At 41.3% G+C, this 24,201-nt stretch carries 26 protein-coding genes; 5 read left to right on the plus strand and 21 right to left on the minus strand.

The genetic code is table 11. The annotated features are described in order from the left end of the window. Positions 1–95: 95 nt before the first annotated feature. Positions 96–860: an alpha/beta fold hydrolase gene (locus NSQ72_RS10670; RefSeq protein WP_024422899.1), complete on the plus strand. Its 765-nt coding sequence runs from the start codon at positions 96–98 to the stop codon at positions 858–860. 46 nt (positions 861–906) lie between these two features. Here the strand turns inward: NSQ72_RS10670 and NSQ72_RS10675 are convergent, their stop codons facing one another. Continuing rightward, entirely contained in the window at positions 907–2,214 is a 1,308-nt protein-coding gene (locus NSQ72_RS10675) for an aminotransferase class I/II-fold pyridoxal phosphate-dependent enzyme (RefSeq protein WP_047202251.1), read from the minus strand. A gap of 139 nt (positions 2,215–2,353) precedes the next feature. Next, positions 2,354–3,283, minus strand: a complete 930-nt coding sequence (rnz, locus tag NSQ72_RS10680; RefSeq protein WP_341084007.1) for a ribonuclease Z — start codon at positions 3,281–3,283, stop codon at positions 2,354–2,356. Positions 3,284–3,504: 221 nt separating this feature from the next. Between rnz and zwf the strand changes: the two genes are divergently transcribed. Beyond that, positions 3,505–4,980, plus strand: coding sequence for a glucose-6-phosphate dehydrogenase (gene zwf, locus NSQ72_RS10685; protein WP_047202253.1), 1,476 nt, complete (start codon positions 3,505–3,507; stop codon positions 4,978–4,980). A gap of 47 nt (positions 4,981–5,027) precedes the next feature. On the opposite strand, the gene NSQ72_RS10690 is transcribed toward zwf, so the two are convergent. From NSQ72_RS10690 to NSQ72_RS10735, 10 genes are all read right to left on the minus strand, one after another. Then, positions 5,028–5,750: a GntR family transcriptional regulator gene (locus tag NSQ72_RS10690; protein ID WP_047202254.1), complete on the minus strand. Its 723-nt coding sequence runs from the start codon at positions 5,748–5,750 to the stop codon at positions 5,028–5,030. Between the two features lie 190 nt (positions 5,751–5,940). Continuing rightward, the gene (locus tag NSQ72_RS10695; RefSeq protein WP_039179761.1) at positions 5,941–7,347 is read right to left on the minus strand and encodes a glycoside hydrolase family 1 protein; all 1,407 of its coding nucleotides are present in this window, start codon (positions 7,345–7,347) and stop codon (positions 5,941–5,943) included. Beyond that, positions 7,331–8,677, minus strand: coding sequence for a PTS cellobiose transporter subunit IIC (celB, locus tag NSQ72_RS10700; protein ID WP_041086060.1), 1,347 nt, complete (start codon positions 8,675–8,677; stop codon positions 7,331–7,333). Before celB ends, NSQ72_RS10695 begins: the two co-directional genes overlap by 17 nt. Positions 8,678–8,702: 25 nt before the next feature. Next, the gene (locus NSQ72_RS10705) at positions 8,703–9,035 is read right to left on the minus strand and encodes a PTS lactose/cellobiose transporter subunit IIA (protein ID WP_039179767.1); all 333 of its coding nucleotides are present in this window, start codon (positions 9,033–9,035) and stop codon (positions 8,703–8,705) included. Between the two features lie 3 nt (positions 9,036–9,038). Next, positions 9,039–9,350 (minus strand): PTS sugar transporter subunit IIB, encoded by a 312-nt coding sequence (locus NSQ72_RS10710; protein WP_144490299.1) that lies wholly within the window; start codon positions 9,348–9,350, stop codon positions 9,039–9,041. A gap of 134 nt (positions 9,351–9,484) precedes the next feature. After that, complete coding sequence (locus tag NSQ72_RS10715; protein ID WP_341084009.1) at positions 9,485–10,270, minus strand: SDR family oxidoreductase; 786 nt, start codon at positions 10,268–10,270, stop codon at positions 9,485–9,487. Between the two features lie 12 nt (positions 10,271–10,282). Then, positions 10,283–11,131, minus strand: a complete 849-nt coding sequence (locus NSQ72_RS10720; protein ID WP_039183192.1) for a GRP family sugar transporter — start codon at positions 11,129–11,131, stop codon at positions 10,283–10,285. A 114-nt stretch (positions 11,132–11,245) separates the two neighbouring features. Beyond that, positions 11,246–12,655, minus strand: coding sequence for an NADP-dependent phosphogluconate dehydrogenase (gene gndA / locus NSQ72_RS10725; RefSeq protein WP_039179776.1), 1,410 nt, complete (start codon positions 12,653–12,655; stop codon positions 11,246–11,248). 98 nt (positions 12,656–12,753) lie between these two features. Further along, positions 12,754–13,998, minus strand: coding sequence for a DNA polymerase IV (locus tag NSQ72_RS10730; RefSeq protein WP_341084010.1), 1,245 nt, complete (start codon positions 13,996–13,998; stop codon positions 12,754–12,756). Positions 13,999–14,112: 114 nt separating this feature from the next. Next, positions 14,113–15,120: a carbon-nitrogen hydrolase family protein gene (locus NSQ72_RS10735; RefSeq protein ID WP_341084011.1), complete on the minus strand. Its 1,008-nt coding sequence runs from the start codon at positions 15,118–15,120 to the stop codon at positions 14,113–14,115. A 164-nt stretch (positions 15,121–15,284) separates the two neighbouring features. On the opposite strand from NSQ72_RS10735, the gene NSQ72_RS10740 reads away from it, so the two are divergent. Together NSQ72_RS10740 and NSQ72_RS10745 are read left to right on the plus strand one after the other, a co-directional pair. Continuing rightward, positions 15,285–15,566, plus strand: a complete 282-nt coding sequence (locus NSQ72_RS10740; protein ID WP_039179781.1) for a hypothetical protein — start codon at positions 15,285–15,287, stop codon at positions 15,564–15,566. Positions 15,567–15,594: 28 nt separating this feature from the next. Then, on the plus strand, positions 15,595–16,413 hold the full coding sequence (locus tag NSQ72_RS10745) for a membrane protein insertase YidC (protein ID WP_052773100.1): 819 nt from the start codon (positions 15,595–15,597) through the stop codon (positions 16,411–16,413). A 36-nt stretch (positions 16,414–16,449) separates the two neighbouring features. Here NSQ72_RS10745 and NSQ72_RS10750 read toward each other — a convergent pair whose 3' ends face one another. The 4 genes from NSQ72_RS10750 to mce are packed head-to-tail and all read right to left on the minus strand — an operon-like array spanning position 16,450 to position 19,945. Beyond that, positions 16,450–16,914, minus strand: a complete 465-nt coding sequence (locus NSQ72_RS10750) for a chemotaxis protein CheW (protein ID WP_039179788.1) — start codon at positions 16,912–16,914, stop codon at positions 16,450–16,452. 14 nt (positions 16,915–16,928) lie between these two features. Next, entirely contained in the window at positions 16,929–18,050 is a 1,122-nt protein-coding gene (locus tag NSQ72_RS10755; RefSeq protein WP_073979640.1) for a tripeptidase T, read from the minus strand. 16 nt (positions 18,051–18,066) lie between these two features. Then, positions 18,067–19,530: an acyl-CoA carboxylase subunit beta gene (locus tag NSQ72_RS10760; RefSeq protein ID WP_341085023.1), complete on the minus strand. Its 1,464-nt coding sequence runs from the start codon at positions 19,528–19,530 to the stop codon at positions 18,067–18,069. Then, on the minus strand, positions 19,523–19,945 hold the full coding sequence (mce, locus tag NSQ72_RS10765) for a methylmalonyl-CoA epimerase (protein WP_064497576.1): 423 nt from the start codon (positions 19,943–19,945) through the stop codon (positions 19,523–19,525). The genes NSQ72_RS10760 and mce overlap by 8 nt, the downstream gene beginning before the upstream one ends. Before the next feature lie 101 nt (positions 19,946–20,046). Here mce and prli42 point away from each other — a divergent pair, with 101 nt between their 5' ends. Continuing rightward, positions 20,047–20,139: a stressosome-associated protein Prli42 gene (prli42, locus tag NSQ72_RS10770; protein ID WP_149126490.1), complete on the plus strand. Its 93-nt coding sequence runs from the start codon at positions 20,047–20,049 to the stop codon at positions 20,137–20,139. Between the two features lie 38 nt (positions 20,140–20,177). Here prli42 and NSQ72_RS10775 read toward each other — a convergent pair whose 3' ends face one another. The 5 genes from NSQ72_RS10775 to NSQ72_RS10795 form a co-directional block, all read right to left on the minus strand. Next, entirely contained in the window at positions 20,178–20,687 is a 510-nt protein-coding gene (locus NSQ72_RS10775) for a L,D-transpeptidase (protein ID WP_041086088.1), read from the minus strand. Positions 20,688–20,739: 52 nt separating this feature from the next. Then, on the minus strand, positions 20,740–21,693 hold the full coding sequence (locus NSQ72_RS10780) for an aromatic acid exporter family protein (RefSeq protein ID WP_024422917.1): 954 nt from the start codon (positions 21,691–21,693) through the stop codon (positions 20,740–20,742). A gap of 119 nt (positions 21,694–21,812) precedes the next feature. Next, positions 21,813–22,535 (minus strand): amino acid ABC transporter ATP-binding protein, encoded by a 723-nt coding sequence (locus NSQ72_RS10785; RefSeq protein ID WP_064497577.1) that lies wholly within the window; start codon positions 22,533–22,535, stop codon positions 21,813–21,815. After that, positions 22,528–23,184, minus strand: coding sequence for an amino acid ABC transporter permease (locus tag NSQ72_RS10790; RefSeq protein ID WP_039179807.1), 657 nt, complete (start codon positions 23,182–23,184; stop codon positions 22,528–22,530). The genes NSQ72_RS10785 and NSQ72_RS10790 overlap by 8 nt, the downstream gene beginning before the upstream one ends. A gap of 114 nt (positions 23,185–23,298) precedes the next feature. Next, entirely contained in the window at positions 23,299–24,063 is a 765-nt protein-coding gene (locus tag NSQ72_RS10795) for a transporter substrate-binding domain-containing protein (RefSeq protein ID WP_064497578.1), read from the minus strand. Positions 24,064–24,201 lie beyond the last annotated feature (138 nt).

The following is a 24,201-nucleotide window of genomic DNA, read 5'->3' on the forward strand; positions in this document are numbered from 1 at the left end:
TTTTTCGAAATAGGCATCTTTTTTGTTTTTAAGAGAAACATATCTGCCTTTTGTGCCGTCTTTTAGCTAAAGAACCACTTAGAGGAGATGGAAGAATGAATTCGGCAATGATTGAAAAAATGTATCATATAGATGGACACCATTTTTATACAAAACATCGTCAAGGCAAAAGGCAAGCCACGATTATCTTTGAAGCCGGCTACGGCATTTCTAGTGATACGTGGTCGAATATGGCCCGTGATATTGACCCAGAGCTTGGGGTTTTCTTATACGACCGTTTAGGAAACGGAAAGAGCAGTGAGAGCGGTGAAGGAAGAACCTTGCATGACCTCGCTGATGATTTAGATGCGCTGCTGAAAGAAGCCAATATTCAGCCGCCATTTCTCATCGTCGCTCACTCATTCGGCTCTCTTGTCAGCCGGCTATGGGCAAGCCGAAGAGGAGATGATGTCATCGGTATGGTGCTGCTAGACCCAGCAAGTGAGGAACAAGAGCAGGTGATCCTGCCGCTTTTATCAAAGGAAGAACGCACTTCATATATGGCGCAGTTTACAGCAGAATGTACGCATGAGGACTTTCAGCAAATGCTAAGCACAATCAAAGAGGAGCAAACCCATTATGGAATGATGCCGCTTCTTGTCATTTCATCAGGTAAGAGCCGATTGTTTCACCCAGCTCATGAAGCTTGGCTCAGACTTCATAAACGTATGCTGTCTTTGTCATCCCAAAGCGGATGGATTCAGGCGCAAAACAGCTCGCACTATATTCATCATGATGAACCGCATATTGTACAGCTTGCTATCTATGATGTATGGTGCGCAGCCAAACAACCTGTCTCCTATTATCAAACTGCTAATTAAAACGAAAAACTCCTTGACCCGTTATGAGTCAAGGAGTTTCTTTTATTTATGCCGTTGGAGCAGATTGACTTTTTTTAGAAAGCAGCTTTTCAATGCTGACAAGCTGAACACATACTGTAAAGATGTCAATCGCTTGCTCTAGTTCTTCAAGAGCCGGGAATGTTGGTGCAATGCGAATGTTACGATCAAGCGGATCTTTTCCATATGGATATGTTGCACCAGCACCTGTCATTGTGACACCTGCTTCTTTAGCTTTTTGCACAACCGCTTTTGCACAATGATCAAGTGTATTTAAACTAATGAAATATCCGCCATTTGGCTTGTGCCATTCAGCAATATCTTTTCCGCCAAGTTTTTCGTCAAGAATGGAAAGAACGAGGTCAAATTTTGGCTTAATGATCGCTGCATGCTTTTTCATATGTTCCTTCAAACCTTCTGGATTTTGGAAGAAACGAAGGTGTCTTAGTTGATTGATTTTGTCTGGTCCGATCGTTTGAATCGATAATTGCTTTTGAGTAAAGCTCACATTGTCCGGGCTAGACGCCATCAGTGCAACACCTGAGCCAGGGAATGTAATTTTAGACGTAGACGCAAACATAAACACACGGTTCGGGTATCCTGCCTCTTCAACTGCTTGAAAAATATCTTTTAACGTGTCAGGTGTATCCGTTAGATGGTGGACTGCATATGCATCATCCCAAAAAATGCGGAAATCGTCTGCTTTTGTTTTCATTGAAGCTAAGCGGTCAACGACTTCATCTGAGTACGTAATGCCGTCTGGATTGCTATATTTCGGTACACACCAAATGCCTTTAATCGCTTCATCTTCTGCGACCAATTTTTCTACCTGATCCATATCAGGTCCATCAGCCTTCATATCGACCGTGATCATCTCTATGTTAAATAGCTCACAAATGGCAAAATGACGGTCATACCCTGGGCTTGGTGCAAGGAATTTTACCTTTGACAGCTCTCCCCAAGGTGTTTTGCTGTCACATACGCCGTGAGTCATCGCACGTGCAATGGTATCATGCATCATATTCAGGCTTGAGTTACCGCCGATGATGATTTGTTCTGGCTTTAAATTAAGTACATCTGCAAAAAATTTCTTCGTTTCAGGAAGGCCTGTCAAGCCGCCATAGTTTCGCACATCTGTGCCATCTTCAGCTGTCATTGCATCCTTTGATGTCACAACATCGAGCATGCCCATAGACAAATCGAGCTGTTTTGGTGAAGGCTTCCCTCTAGACATGTCTAAGTGCAAGTTTTTACTTTTGTAAGTTTCATACTCATTTTGTAGTGCCACATATAGGTCATTCAATTCTGCTTCACTTAATGCTGTAAAACCGCTCATCTTTGATTGTGCCTCCCGTATTCTTCATAGTTTGATTCGTCATTTGTTTTTTCTTCACCATTTTACCACTACCTGAAAAAGAGCGTCATCATAAATATCAAAAAAATCACACAACTTTTTTTGACGATTCATCCAATTTTTACAGGGTGCGTTCAATGGGGAAAGAAGAGAAATCATGTGCAGCTTCTGTCAGCGGGAATATATCGCGGGCTTCTTTCAACAGTTGTTTCAGTGCCTCTTCTCCTTGGTAACGTGCACTTATATGGGTCAAAATGAGCCTTTTTGCGCCTGCTTCCTCTGCTGTTTTCGCTGCTTGTTCTGTTGTGCTGTGATAATAATTGTAGGCTAAATCTGCATCTTCTTTACCGAATGTTGCTTCATGGACTAACACATCCGCATTTTTGGCAAGCCTTGTTATATTCTCGCACAAACGGGTATCTCCTGAAAATGCAACGATTCTCCCTTTTTTAGGGGGTTCCAAATAATCGGTTCCATCGATGGTTCTTCCATCTTCGAGTGTCACGGTTTCCCCATTTTTCAACTTCTGATACAAAGGTCCAGGTTTTACACCGATTTCTTTTAGGTCTTCGGCTTTTAATGAACCAGGCAGATCTTTTTCCACAACCCGGTAGCCGAAAGCTGGAATCCCGTGAGAGACTCTTCTTGCTTCTACTTGAAAGGTATCATCTTCAAATACGATCCCTTCTTCTATTTCTATAATATGCAGCGGATATGTCAAATGCGTTTGCGAGGCTGAAAGTGATGCGTTTACAAAGGCCTTGATGCCCTTTGGTCCATAGATCGTCAATTCATCCTCCCCGCCTTGAAAGGATCTGCTGCCAAGAAGTCCCGGAAGGCCATATACATGATCTCCGTGCATATGTGTGATAAATATTTTCTCGATCTTTCTCGGTTTAAGCGTTGTATGTAAGATTTGGTGCTGTGTTGCTTCTCCGCAATCAAAAAGCCACACTGCATTTCGTTCTTCTAAAAGCTTTAGCGCTGTGCAAGTGACGTTTCTTGTTTTTGCAGGAATGCCTGCACCTGTTCCTAAAAAGAGCAGTTCCATTACTTTTCCTCCTAAAGCCGGTATACAATATCTTCATTCATATAGAATACATGAAGACAAGGTAAATGTGAATTCAGCGGAATTTTTGAAAAAAGTGAAACGAGAGCAGAAAAAGTCGAATCAAATGTTTGCTTTACGAACAATGAACCTTTAAAATAAAGAAAATGTACATACATTCTCGGTTTTTACAACAATGCTACGAATAAAGTGAGGTACTTCTCGTGAATACAGAAACTAACAACCCTAAAGCAGTCATTGTCATTTTTGGCGCAACAGGAGACCTTGCCAAACGCAAGCTCTACCCTTCTATACATAGACTTTATCATAGCGGAAAGCTCGGTGATCAATTCGCTGTTGTCGGAGTTGGACGCCGTCCGTGGTCTCATGAGGACCTCAGATCTGTGGTAAAGGAATCTGTTTCTTCTGATGATGCAGAAGCGAAAACAGAAGAGTTCATTTCACATTTCTATTATCACGATTTTGACGTATCAAGCCCTGCTTCCTATCAATCACTTAACACGCTTCTAACAGGCCTTGAAGATACTTACAGTATTCCAAATAACCGCATGTTCTATTTAGCTATGGCACCGGAATTCTTCGGAACGATCGCGAAGTTCCTAAAGAGTGAGGGCGTATCAGAAACAACCGGCTGGTCACGTCTTGTCATTGAAAAGCCATTTGGGCATGATCTGCCAAGTGCGAAAACATTAAATGAAGAAATTCGTGATGCATTCACAGAAGATCAAATTTATCGTATTGACCACTATCTTGGTAAACAAATGGTTCAAAACATTGAGGTTATCCGTTTTGCGAATGCCATCTTTGAACCGCTTTGGACAAACCGCTATATCTCAAACATTCAAATAACATCCAGTGAATCATTGGGGGTTGAAGACCGGGCTCGATATTACGAAAATTCTGGTGCACTAAGAGATATGGTCCAAAACCATATGCTTCAAATGGTTGCCCTTTTAGCAATGGAGCCGCCAATTAAACTGAATACAGAGGAAATCCGCAGCGAAAAACGGAAAGTATTGCGCGCTCTTCGTCCTTTCTCTAAAGATGAGGTCGATCAATTCTTTGTCCGCGGACAGTATGATACGGGTACGATTGATGGCAGCGAGGTTCCTTCTTATCTAAAAGAGCAAAATGTTGACCCGAACTCAAACACAGAAACATTTGTGGCTGGGAAGCTGCTGATTGATAACTTTAGATGGGCCGGGGTGCCATTTTACATTCGGACAGGAAAACGGTTAGAAAAGAAATCTACTCAAATCGTGGTTCAATTTAAAGACATTCCAATGAACCTGTACTATGGTAACGGAAATGCCATGCATCCAAACCTACTTGTCATTCATATTCAGCCAGATGAAGGCATCACCCTTCACCTGAATGCTCGCAAGCTGGATGGCGGCACGTATGCGAAACCGATTAAACTCGACTACCAGACAAACTATAACGACATCATGAATACACCAGAAGCATATGAAAAACTGATTCATGACTGCTTACTAGGCGATGCAACAAACTTTGCTCACTGGGATGAAGTGGCACTTTCTTGGAACTTCGTTGATCCGATTTCTGAGAAATGGGCAGAAAACAAAACATTAAAACCAAACTATCCTGCTGGTTCTATGGGACCGAAAGAAGCTGATGAGCTTCTAGAAAAAGATGGATATCATTGGTGGAACATATAAAATCAAATGAAAAAAGAGCAGTCTCCCTTGGGGGTTCTGCTCTTTTTTTAACGTCCTGTTTTCGTGATTTCAACCGTTGAAAAGTCAAATTTATCATAGCGATGATGGCTAAATGAATATTCAAATGGCTGCCCTGCGTTTAAATAAGCAACCTGCTCGACTTCAAGCACAGGATCTGTTGGGTCACACCCTAAATACTGCTGATCCAGCTGATCTGATTTAGCCGCTCTAATTTTCTTGTGCGCTCCTGCTATTTTTAAATGAAGCTGATTTGAAATGTAGCCATAGATAGAACCCAGTAGAACCTTTTCATCTATGCCCTTAATGAGATTGACAGGCATAAACGTTTTTTCTAATACATAAGGCTCTTCATCCACAAGACGGAGCCGGATGATATCATAAACAGGTGTGGTTGAGTCAATAGATAGATGGGCTGCCACCTCTTCGCTTGGAAAATGGACATCAAAGTGAATGATTTGAGTCGTGACGTTTTTATCCGCCATGACTTTTGTGAACCCTTTATTTTCATGGCCTGATACATTGATGGCCCCTTGATTGAGCGCTGCCTTTACAATAAATGTACCGTGACCTCTTTTTCTAAAGAGCAGACCTTCTGCAACGAGAAGATCAAGCGCACGCTTCATCGTCATTCTGCTGCATTGAAATTCAGCGGCAAGCGAGTTTTCATCTGGAATGGGTTGATCTTCTGGATAATATGCTGTTCCTATTCGTTTTCTGATTTCTTCTGAAATGAGTTCGTACTTCTTCATCTCACACCACCAACTGACTTGTTTTTTCATAGCGCCTTATTTCTAGAAGGAATATGGCGTTTTTTTAGCCTTCTTCTCATTCTACACTAAGGGATGTGAGCTTAAAAGGTGCCAGCCATTTTTGTTTCATCCACTTACCGTCACATAAGAAAAATACTTGCCCTTTTCAAGAAAAGAGCAAGTATTTTGATTAAAAACCGTTATTCTTTGAAACTGATTGAAACCAGTATCCACTCTTCTTAATCGTTCGTTTCCCGTCTTTTTGAAGATCAACTGAGACAAATCCATATCGATTTTTATATGCATTTGACCAGGACCAGTTATCCATAAATGTCCACAGATGATAACCTTTCACATTGCTTCCTTCTTGAATCGCTTGATGCACCCATTTGAGGTGCTCAGATATAAAGTCAATACGGTAATCGTCATGAATCATTCCTTCTTCATCCTTAAACCGTTCTTCTCCTTCGACACCCATTCCATTTTCAGAAATAAAGCATTCGATATTATCATAGTCTGTCTGGACTTTTTTCAATATATCGTAAATGCCCTTTTCATAGATTTCCCAGCCTCGATACACATTCATTTTTCTTCCCGGCATTTCAAAAGAATCAAAGTAATGGTTCGGCATAAATGGTGCTTGAGGATGCGGCATATGCTCTTTCGCTTTCACTCTTCTTGGCTGATAATAGTTGATGCCAAGAAGATCAATCGTATTCTCTTGAATCAGCTCCAGATCCCCTTCTTCCATACTTGGCATAAAGCCTTCTTTCTTTAAGACTTCTACTAGTTTTTCCGGGAAATGTCCTTTCACCGCAGGATCTAAGAAGGAGCGGTTAAAGAAAGCATCGGCCATCTCAGCTGCTTCTACATCGCGCGGATTCTGGCTTCGCGGATACGAAGGGGTCAGGTTTAAGATGATGCCAATCTTACCCCCTTGCTGCATCTCTTTATAAGCCGCAATCGCCTTCGCATTTGATAAAAGTTCATGAAAACCGACCTGCACAGCCTTTTGGAAATCGACTTCGTTTGGATAATGAAAGCTATACATATATCCGCCTTCTACAGGAACAATCGGTTCGTTATGGGTAAACCATTTTTTCACCCGGTCACCAAATAATTGGAAGCATAATGTCGCATAGCTGACATAATCGTCGACCACCTGTCTGTTCACCCAGCCGCCTTTCTCCTGCAGGGCCATTGGCATATCGAAATGGTATAGGTTCACAAATGGCTCGATATCATGTGCAATCAGTTCATTGATCACATCATTATAAAAGGACACCGCTTCTTCATTGACTGCACCTGTTCCTTCAGGTAAAAGGCGTGACCATGAAATCGACAGCCGAAATGAATTGTGGCCAATTTCTTTCATGAGACGGATATCCTCTTTATATTTTCGATAAAATTGAGATGTCACGTTCGGCCCTACGCCATCAAAAAAACGAGTAGGCTCTTGTTCAAACCAATGATCCCAAATGTTCGGTCCCTTTCCATCACCAGGGACGCTCCCTTCCGTTTGCGTCGCAGAAGCAGAAGATCCCCACCAGAAACCTTCTGGAAATGTATATGATTGCTTGTTAGTTTCCATCGACATGTATTGAGTCTCCTTCACCTTTGATGTTTGCTGTCTTCGTATTTTCTGTTGTCGTTATTTTTTCATTTTTCACATTCATCCGGTCAATAAATTTCAGGAACGGGAACCAAATGACAAACACAATCATCAGGTTAAACAACTGAAGCAGACCGCCAGCTAGTGAATTTGTCGCCATCATTCCGCTAATAAAGATCGGTACTGTCCACGGGATATTCACGCCTGTAGGCGGCGGTACAATGCCTGATGCCATCGCAAAATAAGTAATACATGTAATGACCATTGGCGCCAAAATCCACGGAATCAGAATAAGTGGATTCATGACAATTGGTAAACCGAAGATAATCGGTTCATTGACGTTAAATAATCCTGGTCCTAAGCCGAGCTTGGCTACTTGTTTTAATTGCTTACTTTTCAGGAAAATTAAAATGGTAAACACAACAGCAAGCGTCATACCGGTTCCACCCATTCCAACCGTATAGATTTCAATAAACTGCTTGCTGATGATATTAGGAACCTCACCTGTTTTTGTATAGCTCTCTAGGTTTTGAATGGATAATGTATTCCAAATCGGATCCATGACAGAGTTGATAATAATTTGACCGTGAAGCCCAAAGAACCAAAGAATTTGTATAAAGAAAACAGCGATCAACGTCGGAATGATACCGCTTCCAAGACCGACAAGCGGCGCCTGAATTGCATGATAAATCAGATCATGCATATTTGTTTTGAAGCCTTGTGTAATGATGATATTAATTAATAAAAAGGTTGTAAGTGTCAAAGTAGCCGGGATCAGTGCAGCAAAAGACTTGGAAACAGCTGGCGGAACCCCTTGCGGCATATTGATCACAAATTTCTTCTGGACAAAATAACGATAAATTTCAGCAGATAAAAAGCCTGTGATCATTCCTAGGAACATCCCCTTTGCACCTAAACGATCGACTGGGATGACGCCTGCAATCGTTGCACCGCCTTCTTGTTCTAGTAAAAACGGAGTTAGAAGCAAGAAAGAGGCTAAAGCAATCACGCCGCCAAAGACAGCTTCTACATCATAGCTTTTTGATAAATAGTAGCCAATCCCAAATACAACAAACACACTCATAATGCTGATGGTCGCACTCGGTGCGATATTCAGTGCAGACTGGACGCCTTCCAGTACGGTTTTACTCATGATTTTATCTAAAAATGGCAAATTCATCAGCACAACCATAATGGAACCAAAGATGGTGAGCGGGAACGCAAGCATAAAGGCATCCCTTAATACGCCTAAATAGCGGTTGTTGTTCAATCTCCCAGCAATCGGAACCAAAATGGCACTTATTTTATCAAACATTGGTTTCCCCCCTTGTTTACACCCTTTATTGTTTAAGCGATTGGAATATCGGCAGGAGCTCTCCCACAAGCTCCTTGATGGTAATAGTCGACATTAAGTGATCTTCGGCGTGCATGAGCAGTAAAGAAAAGGATGTTGTTTCTCCTCCTGCCTCCTTCTGCACGAGTTGAAAATGGATGTCATGTGCATGCCGTAAATCTTCTTCCGCTTCTTTCATGAGACCAAAAGCCTTTTCTTCTAGACCTTCTCGATATTGTTTCAGAGCCTCGAGCAATTTACTGCGTGCATTCCCGCTGTGTAAGATCAATTGAAAGCTGACTTGTTCCTCCGTGAGCCCTTCGAGTGTTTTCTTTTCCATCCTTTAAGATTCCCCCATCAGTGCAAGTGCCTGTTCATACGCTTTTTGTCCATCGGCAAGCCCGTATGCCTGCATATCAATGACTTCTACCTCAATCCCGTATTTTTTTGCTTCTTTTTGCAGATCTCCTTTTAAAAAGCTCATTTGCGGTCCAATTAACACAACATCTGCATTCGCCATTTCTTTTTTTGCTTGATCTTGCCCAACTGCCCAAATTTCTGCTTCGTCCCCAATTGAATCGGCATGTGCTTTCATCTTTGTCACTAGTAAACTCGTAGACATTCCTGAACTGCATGCTAATAAAATACGTTTCATTTCTCTCACCCCATCGTTGTAATAAAAGCGCTTCCAATTATATTATATATTTTTATTTTTAAATGTCTAGACATTTAATTTTATTTGTCTGTATTTAATATAAAAAAGAGCGTATTGTACGCTCTTTTTTTATATTATCCTTTTCCTGCCTGAAAACCTGGATACTTTGTCATGCCGCCGTCTACATATAACGTTAGGCCAGTAACATAGCTTGCTTCTTTTGATGCCAGCCAGACAGCGCATGCTGCCACTTCTTCCGGCTTTCCAATATAGCCAATTGGAATCAGCTCAATCACGCCTTTTTTCAAGGCTGGATCATCGAATTTCTCCGCATTAATCGGGGTATCAATGGCGCCTGGTGCAATACTGTTTACACGGATTTTTTTAGGGGCATATTCAAGCGCCAATGTTTCTGTCAAAAGCTTGGCGCCTCCTTTACTAGCTGCATAATGCACAAAATGAGGCCAAGGAATTTGCTGATGAACCGACGACATATTAATGATCGAGCCTTCTATCCCATGATCCGTCATATACCTCAGTGCATCACGGCATCCTAGAAACATACCTGTTAAATTGGTAGACATCACTTTGTTCCAATTATCCAGCGTCATTTCGGTGGAAGGCACTTCATTTTCAATGCCTGCATTATTGATCATCACATCAAGACTGCGGAATGTATCAACAGCTTTATTAATCATTGCCTGCATATCCTCTTCCTTTGATACATCTCCCTTGATTTTCACAGCCTGTCCGCCATGTTTTTGAATATCTGCAATGGTGTCATCCGGATTTTCTTTATCAGAAAAGTAATTGATCACCACATTGGCTTTTTCTTGTCCAAATCGGCGTGCCATCGCTTGGCCAATTCCTGTACCTGCGCCTGTAATCAGAACTGTTTTTCCTTCTAAATCTGGATACATTCGTGTTACCTCCTATTTTGTAAAGCCTAGCAGCACACCGCCTGCAATAATCATCAAGCAGCCTGCAATGACAAAGCTTGTTCTAGATGCTTTCTCTTTTAATAAGTAAATGCCGCCTAGTGTTGAGATGACAATCCCTGTTTGTGACATTGAAAAGCTTACGGCTACGCCAATTAATGGAATGGCCAAAAGCAGTCCAAGATTTCCTGTTGACCAAACAAGACCGGCAATGATATTTCTAAACGTATATTTACTAAATGGATCCTGCTTTAAACTAATCGCTAAGGATGAAAGCAGCATGCCGACAGATTGAGGGACGAGTGCAGACCAGCCATCAATATCAAACCATCTTAAAATGACAACATATCCGACGTAGCCAACGGTTGAAATGAGTAGAATAATGATCCCTTTTTTAAAATTGCCTCTGCCATTCTCGCCGCCGTTCTTTTTTTGACCGAGCGATGTCATGACAACACCTGCAATGATTAGTAAAATGGCGCAGGAACCAATGAGTATGACCGTCATTGTCTGCCATTCTTTGAAGACCATGACGCCAAATAGGGTCGTGCTCACAAGCTGCATGCCCGTTGATAAAGGAACCGCTTTAGACACGCCGAGAAAAGCGACACTTGAAAGCTGATTCATTTGTCCAATACTCCAAAAGATGCCTGAAATGACGGAAACCGCAAATATAAGAGGGGTCAGCTCTGGCATTTTAATGAAAAAAGCTACAATCGAAAATAAAAACGCGCCGAGCGTAATACCGAGGGTTTGCTGATACGCATTCCCGCCTAGTTTGACACTGATGAGAACTATACTTCCCCAAAATATCGCTGGGAGAAGTGCATATAAGATGCCCACTTCTATCCCTACTTTCTTGTCTTTTTTACATAGCATCCCTCTTTTTCTCATTTTTAGCCGAAAATATGCAAACAAAAAAACCTTACCAAAGGTAAGGTTTTTCAGTCGTTCTGTTTATTTCATCCATTCAGTATGGAATACGCCTTCTTTATCTGTGCGCTCATACGTATGTGCACCGAAATAGTCACGCTGTGCTTGAATTAAATTCGCTGGAAGGACAGCTGTGCGATAGCTATCAAAGTAAGCAAGTGCACTTGAGAATGAAGGAACAGGAACTCCTTGTTCCACTGCAAGTGAAATGACTTTACGAAGTGATGATTGATAGTTTTGAGCAATATCCTTAAAGTATGGATCAAGCAATAAGTTTTTCAGTTCAGGATTACGGTCATATGCTTCTTTAATTTGTTGTAAGAAGGCTGCACGAATGATACATCCGCCGCGGAAGATCATCGCAATTTCACCGTATTTTAAATCCCAGTTATATTCATCAGACGCTGCTTTCATTTGCGCAAAGCCTTGTGCGTAAGAGCAGATTTTACTCATGAATAGGGCTTTTCTAACCGCTTCGATCAGCTCTTGTTTATTCTCAGCTGATTGCGCAGGCTCAGGACCTTGGATCAATTGACTTGCTTCCACACGCTCATCTTTCATTGCTGAAATGTAGCGCGCAAAAACAGACTCAGTAATGATTGGAAGCGGGACACCTAGATCAAGTGAGCTTTTGCTTGTCCATTTTCCAGTTCCTTTTTGACCAGCTTTATCTAAGATCACATCCACAAGCGGCTGGTTTGTTTCTTCATCCACTTTTGTGAAAATGTCAGCTGTAATTTCGATTAAATAGCTGTCAAGCTCGCCTTTGTTCCACTCTGAGAATACTTCATGAAGCTCCCCTGCTGACAATCCAGCAACATGCTTCAAGATAAAGTAGGATTCAGAGATCAATTGCATATCTCCGTACTCGATACCGTTATGAACCATTTTGACATAATGTCCTGCTCCATCTGGGCCGATATACGTTGTACAAGGCTCGCCATCTACTTTCGCAGAGATCGCTTCTAAAATTGGTTTCACTAGCTCATGCGCTTCTTTTTGACCGCCTGGCATGATGGAAGGACCTTTTAGCGCGCCTTCTTCACCGCCGGAAACACCTGTACCAATAAAGTGAATGCCACTTTCTGCAAGCTCTTGATTACGTCTTTGTGTATCCTTGTAATATGTATTTCCACCATCAATTAAAATGTCACCTTTCTCTAGGTGAGGAAGTAATGATTGAATGGTTGCATCTGTTGCTGCACCAGCTTTTACCATTAAAAGAATTTTACGCGGTGTTTCAAGCGACTGAACAAATTCTTCGATGCTGTATGTGCCAACAACGTTTTTTCCTTTTGCTTCTTGAAGAAACTCTTCTGTTTTGCTGCTAGATCTGTTATAAACGGATACGGAGAAACCGCGGCTTTCAATATTGAGGGCAAGGTTTTTCCCCATAACGGCTAGTCCAACCACACCGATTTGTTGTTTTGACATAATTCTGACGTCCCTTCTAACACACTATATTGATTACTGCTGAAATGATGTACCCTTTGAAATTACCACAACATCACCTCTTTTATCAAGTTTTCAGGCTAGTCATTTCCTCTTTCGTCCTGAAAAAAATCTTTATTAAAACTTGTCCCGCTTGTTTTACTCTCTTTTTCCTTAATGGTGATCCCTCTTTGCACCAATGGTTTTCCATATTTTTCTTCCAGTCCATCTAAAATGGTTTGGAGGGGCTCTTCTTTTGCATCTTCTGTATATGAAAATAAATCAAGCTGTTTAACGGCTGCTTTTCGTTCGACAAGGTCTGTCCCCGTCACACCTAAGAGCCTCACTGGCTGGTCATTCCAATGTTTCAGGAATAACTGCTTTGCCGCTTCAAATATGTCTTCCTTTCGATCCGTTGGATTTGTGAGCATGACACTTCGCGTGATATTTTTCCAGCTTGCATACCGAATCATGATGAGTAGCCGATTCGCCATCACTTCTTTTCTCCTTAACCTTGCACTCACAGATTGTGACAGCTTATCAATTAACGTGACAAGTTCATCTGAATCATCCGAATCATGAGGCAGAGTGGATGAATTGCCGACGGATTTAAATTCGTATATTCTTTCTGGGTCCACGATGCCGTCATGTTCACCGTTCGCCTTTTGCTTTAATCTCGGTCCATTAATGCCAAGCAATTCTTTTAGCGTATACTCATTCGCTTTCGCTAAGTCTTCTATAGTATGAATTCCGATGGTTTTCAATTTATCTGCCGTTTTTTGTCCAACCCCATGCATATCACCAGCAGGGAGCGGCCAAAGCATGTTCGGAACATCTCGTTTACGCAATATGGTGATGCCCATTGGCTTTTTCCAATTAGACGCCATTTTCGCTAAAAATTTATTCGGTGCAATGCCGATACTTGAAGGAAGCATCAGCTCCTCTACTAGCCTTGTTTGAATATCATGAGCCGTTTTTACCGCATGCTCGGCATATGGCGTATGCGTTAAATCAATGTAGCCCTCATCAATCGATACAGGTTCGACTAAATCGCTATATTCTCTAAGTATTGTAAACATCTCTTGTGAGGAGCTGCGGTACCGGTCAAAGTTCGGTGTGCGGACAATGAGTCCCGGACATAGCCGCTTCGCCTCCCACAAGGGCATCGGGGGCTTCACACCTAATGCTCTCGCCTCGTAGCTGCACGTCACAACAATCCCTTTACGCTCTTTTGCATTTCCGCTGATGGCTAAAGGTTTCCCTCGCAAAGAAGGATCATACGCCATTTCTACATTGGCATAAAAAGCATTCATGTCTATATGAAAAATAATATTTGACATTGGCATAACCCCATTTTCTTGTCTACCTAAATTTTGATCAGCTGCTTTTGATTATACATTGATTTACTTCATCTTTCCTTAAAAAAACCTTCTCTAAAAAAGAGAAGGTTTCACGTTCATTTACACTTTTTCTTCAAGTATACCATGTTGATATTGAATGTCCTCATATGTGAATACTTCATTTTTTTGAGGGTATAATTGTTTCACAACCGGAGTAGGCTGTTGATTAAAATTCATACTCAAACTTTGATTGGAGTAGTGTCCAGCCGGATCAATATAATACTTGTAATCAATGATTCTTTCTACATCAATGTCAGCGTAAGCAATTCCCTCTGTTTCAGCTGGAACCATATCACTGATCGGCTCCCCATCCGGCCCGTAAATGCACGTATGCCCGCTCTTAAATGTTTCAAAGTAATCTCTTTGCTCCTGCGTTAAACAAATCATCTCTTTCATTTCTTCCGTATATATAGATGATGTCATCAGCACAAATGTCTGTGTCGCGATGGCATAATATCTGCTTGATATTTCATCATCAAAATAACCTGGCCAAGAGGCTACATGTACCTGCTCATTTTGGGCATTCATCGCCATAAGATCTAGTGGGACTTGATGCTCCCAGCACATCAATCCGCCTAGGTTTCCAATTTCAGTTTCAAACACTGGCATCATACTGCCACTTCCATCCCCCCAAATGAGTCTTTCTGCTACAGAAGCTCTCATTTTCCGATGTTTTCCTATTAAATCTCCATTTGGATTAAACCAAAGCTGAGCTAAATAGAGAGAGCCGCCATCTTTTTCACTGCATGATATACAAACGTACGTTTCATTTCTTTTTGCTGCTTCACTGATTTTTTGAATGGCTAAGCTAGGGATTTCAACTGCATTTTTATATAATTCATGATAGAACTTTCTTGTATATTCTGGATGACCAATAAAAGCAAACCAAGGATAACCTGGTAAAAATGCTTCTGGGAATGCCACAAGCTTTGCACCATTTGAAGCTGCCTCGTCAATCAGGTCACATGATTTCTCAACGGTTGCTTCCAAATTTAAATAGACTGGTGCTGCTTGTACCGCAGCTGCTCGAAACTTTGGGTAAATACCTGTCATATTCAAAACCTCCATTTCTTTTATCCCCCTCATTATAGGATAGGAAATATGAAGTTTGGATGACATTTACTATTTTATACATAATAAGGAATTTTATTTAATGGAGAAAACACGCGGTTCTGTTAGACATTTAACCATGTGTATAGTACACTGTGAGTAATGAAATGGATGTGATAATCATGATTATTGATACATTCAATGAAGTCTTTTTCCTTGTTGAATTCTTTACGATTATTCTTCCAGCGCTGACGGCCATCGGCATTGCGTTTTTACTAAAAGACTGCCGTATGAACGAACACCTTGGTGGACATCGTTTGGAAGAGTTGGACGCATCTTGCTTGAATCGAACAGACTTTCTGTTTATCATATATGATCGCATTACAACTTGGATTAGTAAAGTCATTCGAATGAAAAGATCATCTAATGATGATGAAGACCATTCGCTTCCTCTCGCTAATTAAATTTTTTTAATCATGAGGAGGAAACGAATTGAAACGTTTATTGACTGTTTTTACGACTTTATGTTTGATGATGATTGCGTCACCTGCATTTGCAGCGAGTGCGCAAACGAATACGAGCTCTGATGGGTTTTTCCATCATTATTTTGTTCAGCCTTTTTCTGAGCTGATCATTTGGCTTGCGAACTTCTTTCATGATGATTATGGTTTATCGATTATGTTCGTCACCTTGATTGTCCGCCTGCTGATTTTCCCGCTTTTTGCGAATCAATTTAAGAAGCAAAGAGTCATGCAGGAAAAAATGGCACTGGTGAAGCCTCAGATTGACCAAATACAAAGCAAATTGAAGAAAACGAAAGAACCTGAAAAACAAAAAGAACTGCAAATGGAAATGATGAAAGTATATAAAGAGAACAATGTGAACCCGCTTGCCATGGGCTGTCTGCCGATGCTGATACAAATTCCAATTGTTCTTGGCTTTTACTCAGCAATCCGCTCAACACCTGAGATCGCAACTCATACGTTCTTATGGTTTAATTTAGGACAAACCGATTTATTGGTGGCGATTTTTGCAGGGGCTATGTATTTCTTACAATTTTATGTCACGCAAAAATATGCGAAGCAATCAGGCACTCAGACAGAGGCTGCGCTGAAGCAGGCGAAAGTGATGGGCATGATTTTCCCGATCATGATGCTGTTTCTTTCAATTAATGCACCCGCTGCTCTTCCTTTATACTGGATGACAAGCGGACTACTACTCACGATTCAAACGATTATTTTAAATGTCATGTACCAAAAATCAAAAACGAAAGCTGCGGCTAACGAACAAGCTAAACCAGCTGCTGAATAAAAATAAACCCCTTATCTCACGATAAGGGGCTTTTCATTATGCCAATTCTTCTTTCAACCGGTCTGGCAATTGATCGAGGTCCTCAATTTTCCCAAGGAACTTATTTGGGTCCACTTGTAAAATCATTTTGTTTTCTCTCTCCACAACGCCGAAGAAATATTCAGAGGCCTTCGTGTTCATATGAAATGGCTTGATCTCGCTTTGCTCGATATCGATAATATCTTTTGCATCTGAGACAAGACAGCCAATCATTTGATCGTTTACTTCAAATAGCAGCACCTTTGACTGCTCGTTTACATCAAGAGGCTTTCCGTGAAGCATCACACCTGTGTCACTGACAGGAATGACCTCTCCCCTTAATGACATCAGCCCTTTAATTTCTTTTGGAAGGTTCGATACTTCTTGTAAGTAAGGGACCTTCTCAATCGAACGAATATGCTCTACACTGATGCCAAACTCCTCTTGCCCCACCTGAAAAATAATAATCTTTTGCGCGCTCACAGAGTCTCCTGCCTTTACGATGGATTTGTCGTTTCTTCGATAATGGCGAGAACCATTTCAGCTGTTTTGACTAATTCTTCAATCGGCATTTTCTCATTTTTCGTATGAATATCTTCATATCCAACAGCTAGGTTGACAGTTGGGACGCCGTTGCCTGCAATGACGTTTGCATCACTGCCTCCGCCGCTCGTCTGCAGTTCTGAAGGACGGCCAATTTTTGCTGCCGCTTTTTTCGCCACTTCTACGACTTGATCGCCGTGTGAGAATTTGAAGCCTGGATACATGATGTCAATTTGTACATCGGCACTTCCGCCCATTTCTTTAGCGGTTTTTTCAAAGGCTTCTTTCATCTTCGCTACTTGAGCTTCCATTTTTGCTGGTTCTAAAGAGCGTGCTTCCGCCAAAATATCGACTTGATCGCACACAATATTCGTTTGTGTTCCGCCTTCAAAACGGCCGATATTCGCCGTTGTTTCTTCATCGATCCGGCCAAGTGGCATGCTGGCAATTGCTTTTGATGCAATGGTAATCGCAGACACACCTTTTTCAGGCGCGACACCTGCGTGAGCGGTTTTTCCGTAAATCGTTGCGCGTACTTTTGCCTGTGTTGGTGCAGCTACGATAATCGTACCAACCTTGCCATCTGAATCAAGGGCATAGCCGTATTTCGCTGTCATCAAATTTGGGTCTAACGCTTTTGCTCCAACAAGTCCTGATTCCTCGCCTGCTGTGATCACAAATTCAATCTTCCCGTGCGGTAAATTTTTCTCTTTCAGCACACGGATCGCTTCAAACATAGCAGCAAGTCCTGTTTTATCGTCAGCACCAAGAATGGTTGTTCCATCTGTTTTCACATAGCCGTCCTCAATGACTGGTTTTACGCCATTTCCCGGTACAACTGTATCCATATGAGAAGTGAAATAAATCGTATCTGCCTCTTGGTTCCCTTCTAATGTGCAGACAAGGTTGCCTGCACCGTGGCCTGTTGCCGCTTTTGAATCGTCTTCAACCACTTTAAGACCAAGCTGCGAGAATTTTTCTTTTAATACTTCAACAATTTTCTCTTCGTGTTTTGTTTCTGAATCAACCTGAACTAATTCTAAAAATTCGTCTAGTAAGCGTTTTTCATTGATCATGATGATGCTCCTCCTCTTATAGCGGCATGTTGCCATGCTTTTTTAACGGTCTATCTTCTTCCTTACTGCGAAGCAAATCAAATGAGCGGATCAATCGCTCTCTCGTTTCAGCTGGCATAAAAATATCGTCTATCAGACCTGCCTGGGCCGCTTTCCATACACTTGGTTTGTTTTCAGACTCGCGCGAAACAGGATGAACAATTTCGTCTGCGAACGTTTTCCCCATGACATCAATTTCGGCCTCTGGCCATGCATAAACAAAGTCAGCGCCTAAGCCCTTGCTATTCATCGCGACATAAGCACCGCCAAACGCCTTTCTTAAAATCACAGTAATTTTGGGAACGGTTGCTTCAGCATACGCATATAAAAGCTTTGCACCGTGGCGGATAATTCCTGCATGCTCAGCTTTCTCCCCTGGTAAAAAACCAGGAACGTCCACAAGGGTTAAGATCGGAATATGAAACGCATCACAAAATCGAATAAACCTGGCCGCTTTATCGGCAGCGTCAAGATCAAGGCTGCCTGCCAGCACCTTTGGCTGATTGGCAACAACACCAATGGAGGCTCCTTGTAATCTGGCAAAACCTGTGACAATATTTTTTGAGAAACAAGGCTGCGTTTCAAAGAATGAGTCTGGATCGGTTATCGCTGTCACCACTTGTTTGACATCATAGGTGCGTGATGGATTCTTTGGCAGAATTCTGCCTGGATCGGCGGAATCGTGCTTTCGTACCCCAGCGCGTGTGACAGCCTGTTGTTTCGTTTGTATGTACGTTAAAAGAGTTCGAACCGCTTTTAACACGTCCTTCTCATCTTTCCCAGTATAGTGCACATTCCCGCTTGTCTGATGCTGAACACTTGCACCGCCAAGACGGTCAGGACAGACCGTTTCTCCTGTTGCTTTTTCTATTACTTTCGGACCAGTTAAAAACATATGAGCTGTTTGCTCTGTCATAAAGACAAAATCAGTCAATGCAGGAGAATAGACTGCACCTCCAGCACATGAACCTAAAATAACGGATATTTGCGGGATTCGACCAGAGTACAGCACATTCCGTTTAAAAATCTGTCCGTATCCTTCTAATGATACCACACCCTCTTGAATTCTCGCACCACCTGAGTCTTTTAGACCGATGACCGGCATCTGATTTTTAGCGGCCAGATCCATTAAAGAGGCAATTTTCTTCGCATGCATTTCGCCTAATGAGCCCCCATATACTGTTGCATCTTGTGCATAAACACATACTGGTTTTCCATGAATGAGTCCCGTTCCAATGACGACACCGTCTCCAACATGCTCTGACAGATCGCCTGTTGCAAATGACTGAATTTCCATCAAGCTGTCCTCGTCAAGAAGTTCATGAAGCCGCTCTCGAGCCGTCAGCTTTCCTTTTTTCTTGTGAGCCGCTGCTCGTTTTTCGCCGCCGCCCATTAACGCTTTCTTCCGCCATTCAGACAAGTCATTGAACGATTCATTCATCACTATGTTTCTCTCCTTTCAAGGACTCGCACAATTCAAATAACACACCTGACGTTTCTTTAGGTGAAATAAATGCAATTTGCTTTCCGCTGGCGCCCATCTGTGCTGTTTTTTGGAGAAGCTGCACGCCAAGGTGATCGAGACGGCTAAGATCAGCCTGAATGTCACCCGACTTTAGCGCAATATGATGAAGTCCCTCTCCTCTTTTTGTTAAAAAGGTATGTAGTTTACTGCGGGCTGAGATTGGCTCAATTAATTCAATGTGCAGATCATCGAGTGAAGTGAAGGACGCTTTAATCTCCTGCTCAGGAATCTCCTGTATGTCTGAAAAATGCCAATTAAATAGCTGATGAAGCGTTTGAGATGTTTCTTTAATAGAAAAGACGGCAATGGCAATATGATCGATTTGTGTCATCCGTTCACTTCCTTTGCTGATCACTTGTCGCATATGAAAAAACCAGATAAAATAAAGACAACTGCGCTTGTCGCAAAAATCTTCGGTTATAGGGGTGCGATATGTCTCAAAAATTCATGAAATTTATGGTATTGCTTATGATTAGCCTGCTGTTAGTTTCTTCACTTTTAGCAGGAGCAGCAGCCTTTTTATAAGGATTGAATAAAAGCAGACGAGCAGGTGATTCGGGATATCAACGAATGGCCTGTTTGTCTTTGGCAAGCGTTTCAAAGGAAGCACTTGATTTTGTAATCCATACCTTTGTTCCAATTGGAAGCTGATCAAACAGTAGCTCTACATCTTGATTATGAAGTCTCACACAGCCTGCCGTGATAAATTTCCCAATCGAAGTTTCATCACTTGTTCCATGAATTCCATAGGTTCTGCCATCTGTTCCTCGTGCATCAAATCCAATCCATCTTCGTCCAAGAGGATTATTCTTCGCACCGCCTTCAATATTTTTTCTTCTGTAATAGGGATCTTTCGCTTTGATCATAATGGTAAATTCACCTTCTGGCGTTAAATCTGCTGTTTTTCCTGTAGAGGCAGGATATACTTTTTGAATTTTCCCATGATCAATAAAGGCAAGTTCATTCGTTTGTTTATTAATAATGACAAATGGGTCACCTGGCAGCGGGTTTTGTCCAAGCGGCCAGATAGGTGAAAGGGACATGGTCAGTACGGTATAAAATAAAAGACGCATAGGCTCCTCCTTTTTCATTAGATTGACCAATGAAGGAGGAACTCATGCGTCTCTATTCTTTCATCCCTTTAAAATAGCTTTTTAGTACTAAATATTGTTCCATTTCACCGAGGAAATGAAAGAGTGCCGCTCTTGCCTCAAATTCTTCTCGTGTTTGCGGGAGCGGAAGTGCGTCGAATTCTTCTTTCATATCAATGAGACGTCTTAAAAACTTATGCGCTGTGTTCCCTGGGTGAATATGTTCGCGTAAGTCTCTAATGTATTCTGCAATGATTTGTCCATGCTCCGTTGTGACGGAAATCGACGTAATTTTGGGCAGCACACGCTCAATGATTTCAAATTGCTTTTGTCTCATGTTGAAATAATGATAATACAGGTTTTCATGTCTTAATACATGGTTTTCAACATCACGATATGCGAGAGCTTTTGCTTCTTTAATCAATTGATGTGTCTCTGGTATTTCTTTTCCTGTCCAGTCTTGCTTCCCTGTCATTAAGTATTGCTCGATTTCCTCAAAAATTTTAGCAAAGTTGGCTTCAATCTGTTCGCTGTAGCGTTTGAGCTTTTTATCAACACTAGGCATATATAGGTTCATAATCAGCGCTACCCCAACACCAATAGTAATCAGCAGCAGTTCATTCCAAATGAGATGCAGGGTAATCCCGCCAGACATGTATAAATGGAGAATGATGACTGAACTTGTGACAATCCCTTCTTTAATTCGAAGCAGAACCGTTGTTGGAATAAAGACAAGCAGCATCAAACCGATCACAAAAGGATGATACCCGATCAGATCGAAAAATAAATAAGAAAATAAAATAGCAAGACTGCATGCTGCAAAGCGGGCTCCCGATGCTAAGAGGGATCTTTTCTTTGTCACCTGAATACACAGGATCGTAATAATCCCGGCAGCTGAATAATTTTGCAAGCCAAGCAATTGTGCAATATAAATAGCGATCGCTGTTCCTAATGCTGTTTTCAGCGTTCGGTAGCCGATTTTAAACATGATGTGATTCACTCTTTTCTGTCTTGTTTCCATTCACTTTTGTGAAATGGTGAACTTTTTTTACTTTCCCCATTATAATCAAAAAAAGAAGGAGATGTTAAGTCTCCTTCCCTTTTTCTTTATAATATTTTTTGTAAGAAGTCTTGCGCACGCTGTGAAGACGGTGATTCAAAAAATTGTACAGGGTTTGCATCCTCTACAATTTTCCCGTCATCCATAAAGATCACACGGTCAGCCACTTCTTTTGCAAAGCCCATTTCATGTGTGACGATGACGAGTGTCATTCCAGATTGAGCCAGCTCTTTCATGACCTCTAATACTTCCTTGACCATTTCTGGATCTAGGGCAGACGTTGGTTCGTCAAACAGCATAATGTCTGGTGTCATTGCAAGCGCACGTGCAATCGCCACACGCTGCTTTTGACCGCCGGACAAACGGTTCGGGAAATCATCTTTTTTCTCTAGAAGCCCTACCTTTTTGAGCAGGTCTTCAGCTTGCTTGATGCTGTCTTCCTTCGATTGATTCTTCACATTCATTGGCGCATACGTAATATTTTCCAGCACGGTTTTATGCGGGAACAGATGGAAATGCTGAAATACCATTCCGATGTTCTCACGCACTTTTAGTGCATTCGTTTTTGGATTGGTGATTTCGGTTTCCTTAATTGTTATTACACCGGAAGTCGGCTTTTCAAGTAAGTTAATGCAGCGAAGGAAGGTCGATTTTCCTGAACCAGATGGTCCAATAACCGCAACAACTTCCCCTTCTTTAATGGTCGTGTCGATCCCCTTTAAAACTTCGTTTTTACCAAAAGATTTTGTGAGTTTCTCTATTTTAATCATTTGATTTTAACTTCCTTTCCACCGATTTGCCGACAAAGGTGAGAACAAGCACGATGACATAATAGATAAGACCCGCAAAAATAAGCGGTTCAAGATAATTATACGTGACGGCCCCAGCTTGATAGGCTCGTCTCATGACATCACCCAGTCCGATGACTGTTACAATTGCTGATTCTTTTGTCAGTGTAATCGTTTCATTCACAAGTGCAGGTGAAATATTTTTAAACGCCTGCGGAAGCAATAAGTCCTTCATCATTTTAGCATAAGGGATGCCTAAAGCAACGGCCGCTTCTTTTTGACCTTTATCAATGGCATTAATACCCGCACGAATAATTTCAGATACGTATGCTGCCGAGTTGAGTGAAAATGCCGCTACAGCAGCCCAGTATTGATCGATTTGGAACCCAAGAAGCTGAGGCAGACCAAAATAAATAATGAGCAATTGAAGCACAAGCGGTGTGCCTCGGAAAATTGACGTATAAAAGTCTGCAATCCAAATGAGCGGTTTAAACACACTAATTTTACAAAGCGTTAATAAAATTCCTAAGATAAATCCAAGGAAAAGGGATACCACTACAATAGAAAGTGTGACCTTAAGCCCTTCTAGAATAAAGGGCATCTGAGGTATTACATCTTTAAAATCAAACATGACATTCTCCTTTTTTTTGCCTTCATACAAAACAGGAAAAAAGTTCAACACGAGTTGAACTTTTCAGCGCTTTTCTACTTGATTTTCTTGAATGACGCTGATCCTTTTCCTGACTTACTTTTCATCAGCAAACCATTTTTTAATTAATTTATCAAGTTCACCATTATCTTTCATTTCTTTTAATGATTTATTAAATTTCGCTGTTAAGTCGCTATTTTTCTTGAATGCAATGGCTGAACCTTCGTTTGAGCTGTTCAATCCAAATGCTTGGAAGTCTTTTTCCTTTTTCAAGTAACCAGCAGCTACTTTATCTTCAATAATTGCTGCATCAAAACGGCCTGCTTTGATCTCTTGAACGATATCAGAAATTTTATTACGGTCTTCAACTGTAAGGTTATATTTCTTTTGCAATCCATTTGCTTCATCTTGTTGAATAGAACCTAATTGAACGCCGACTGTTTTATCTTTTAAATCTTTCTCTGCTTTAATACCGCTAGATTTCTTTGATACAACCAAGTTTTTAGCATTGTAATAAACATCAGAGAAATCAACTTGCTTTTTACGTTTTTCTGTAGGTGTCATTCCTGCAAGGACAATATCAGCTTTGTTTGTTTTGAGGGCTGATACAAGGCTAGCAAAGTCCATATCTTGAATTTCTAGCTTGTAGCCGTTCTTTTTCGCTAGTGCTGTTGCAAGATCTACATCAAAACCGACAATTTTATCTCCGTCTTTTGATTCAAATGGCGGATAATCTGCTGATGTCGCCATCACGAGTGTCTTGTCATCTCCTGATGCGTTTGAATTATTAGAAGAAGTTCCGCATGCTGCGAGTGCAGCTGCAAGACCAGCTGTCATAAGTAATAATAACCACTTTTTCATATGATGATGCCTCCCAGTATTTAAAATCATGTATTAATTTGAATATTTATTCACTATAATGTATTTTAAACACTTTCTTTTTAAGATGCAATAGTATTTTGCTAAAATTATTTTGATTCTATTGTCTTATAAAACAAA

Source organism: Bacillus sp. FSL R5-0659 (genome assembly GCF_038008785.1).
Classification (GTDB): domain Bacteria; phylum Bacillota; class Bacilli; order Bacillales; family Bacillaceae; genus Bacillus; species Bacillus safensis.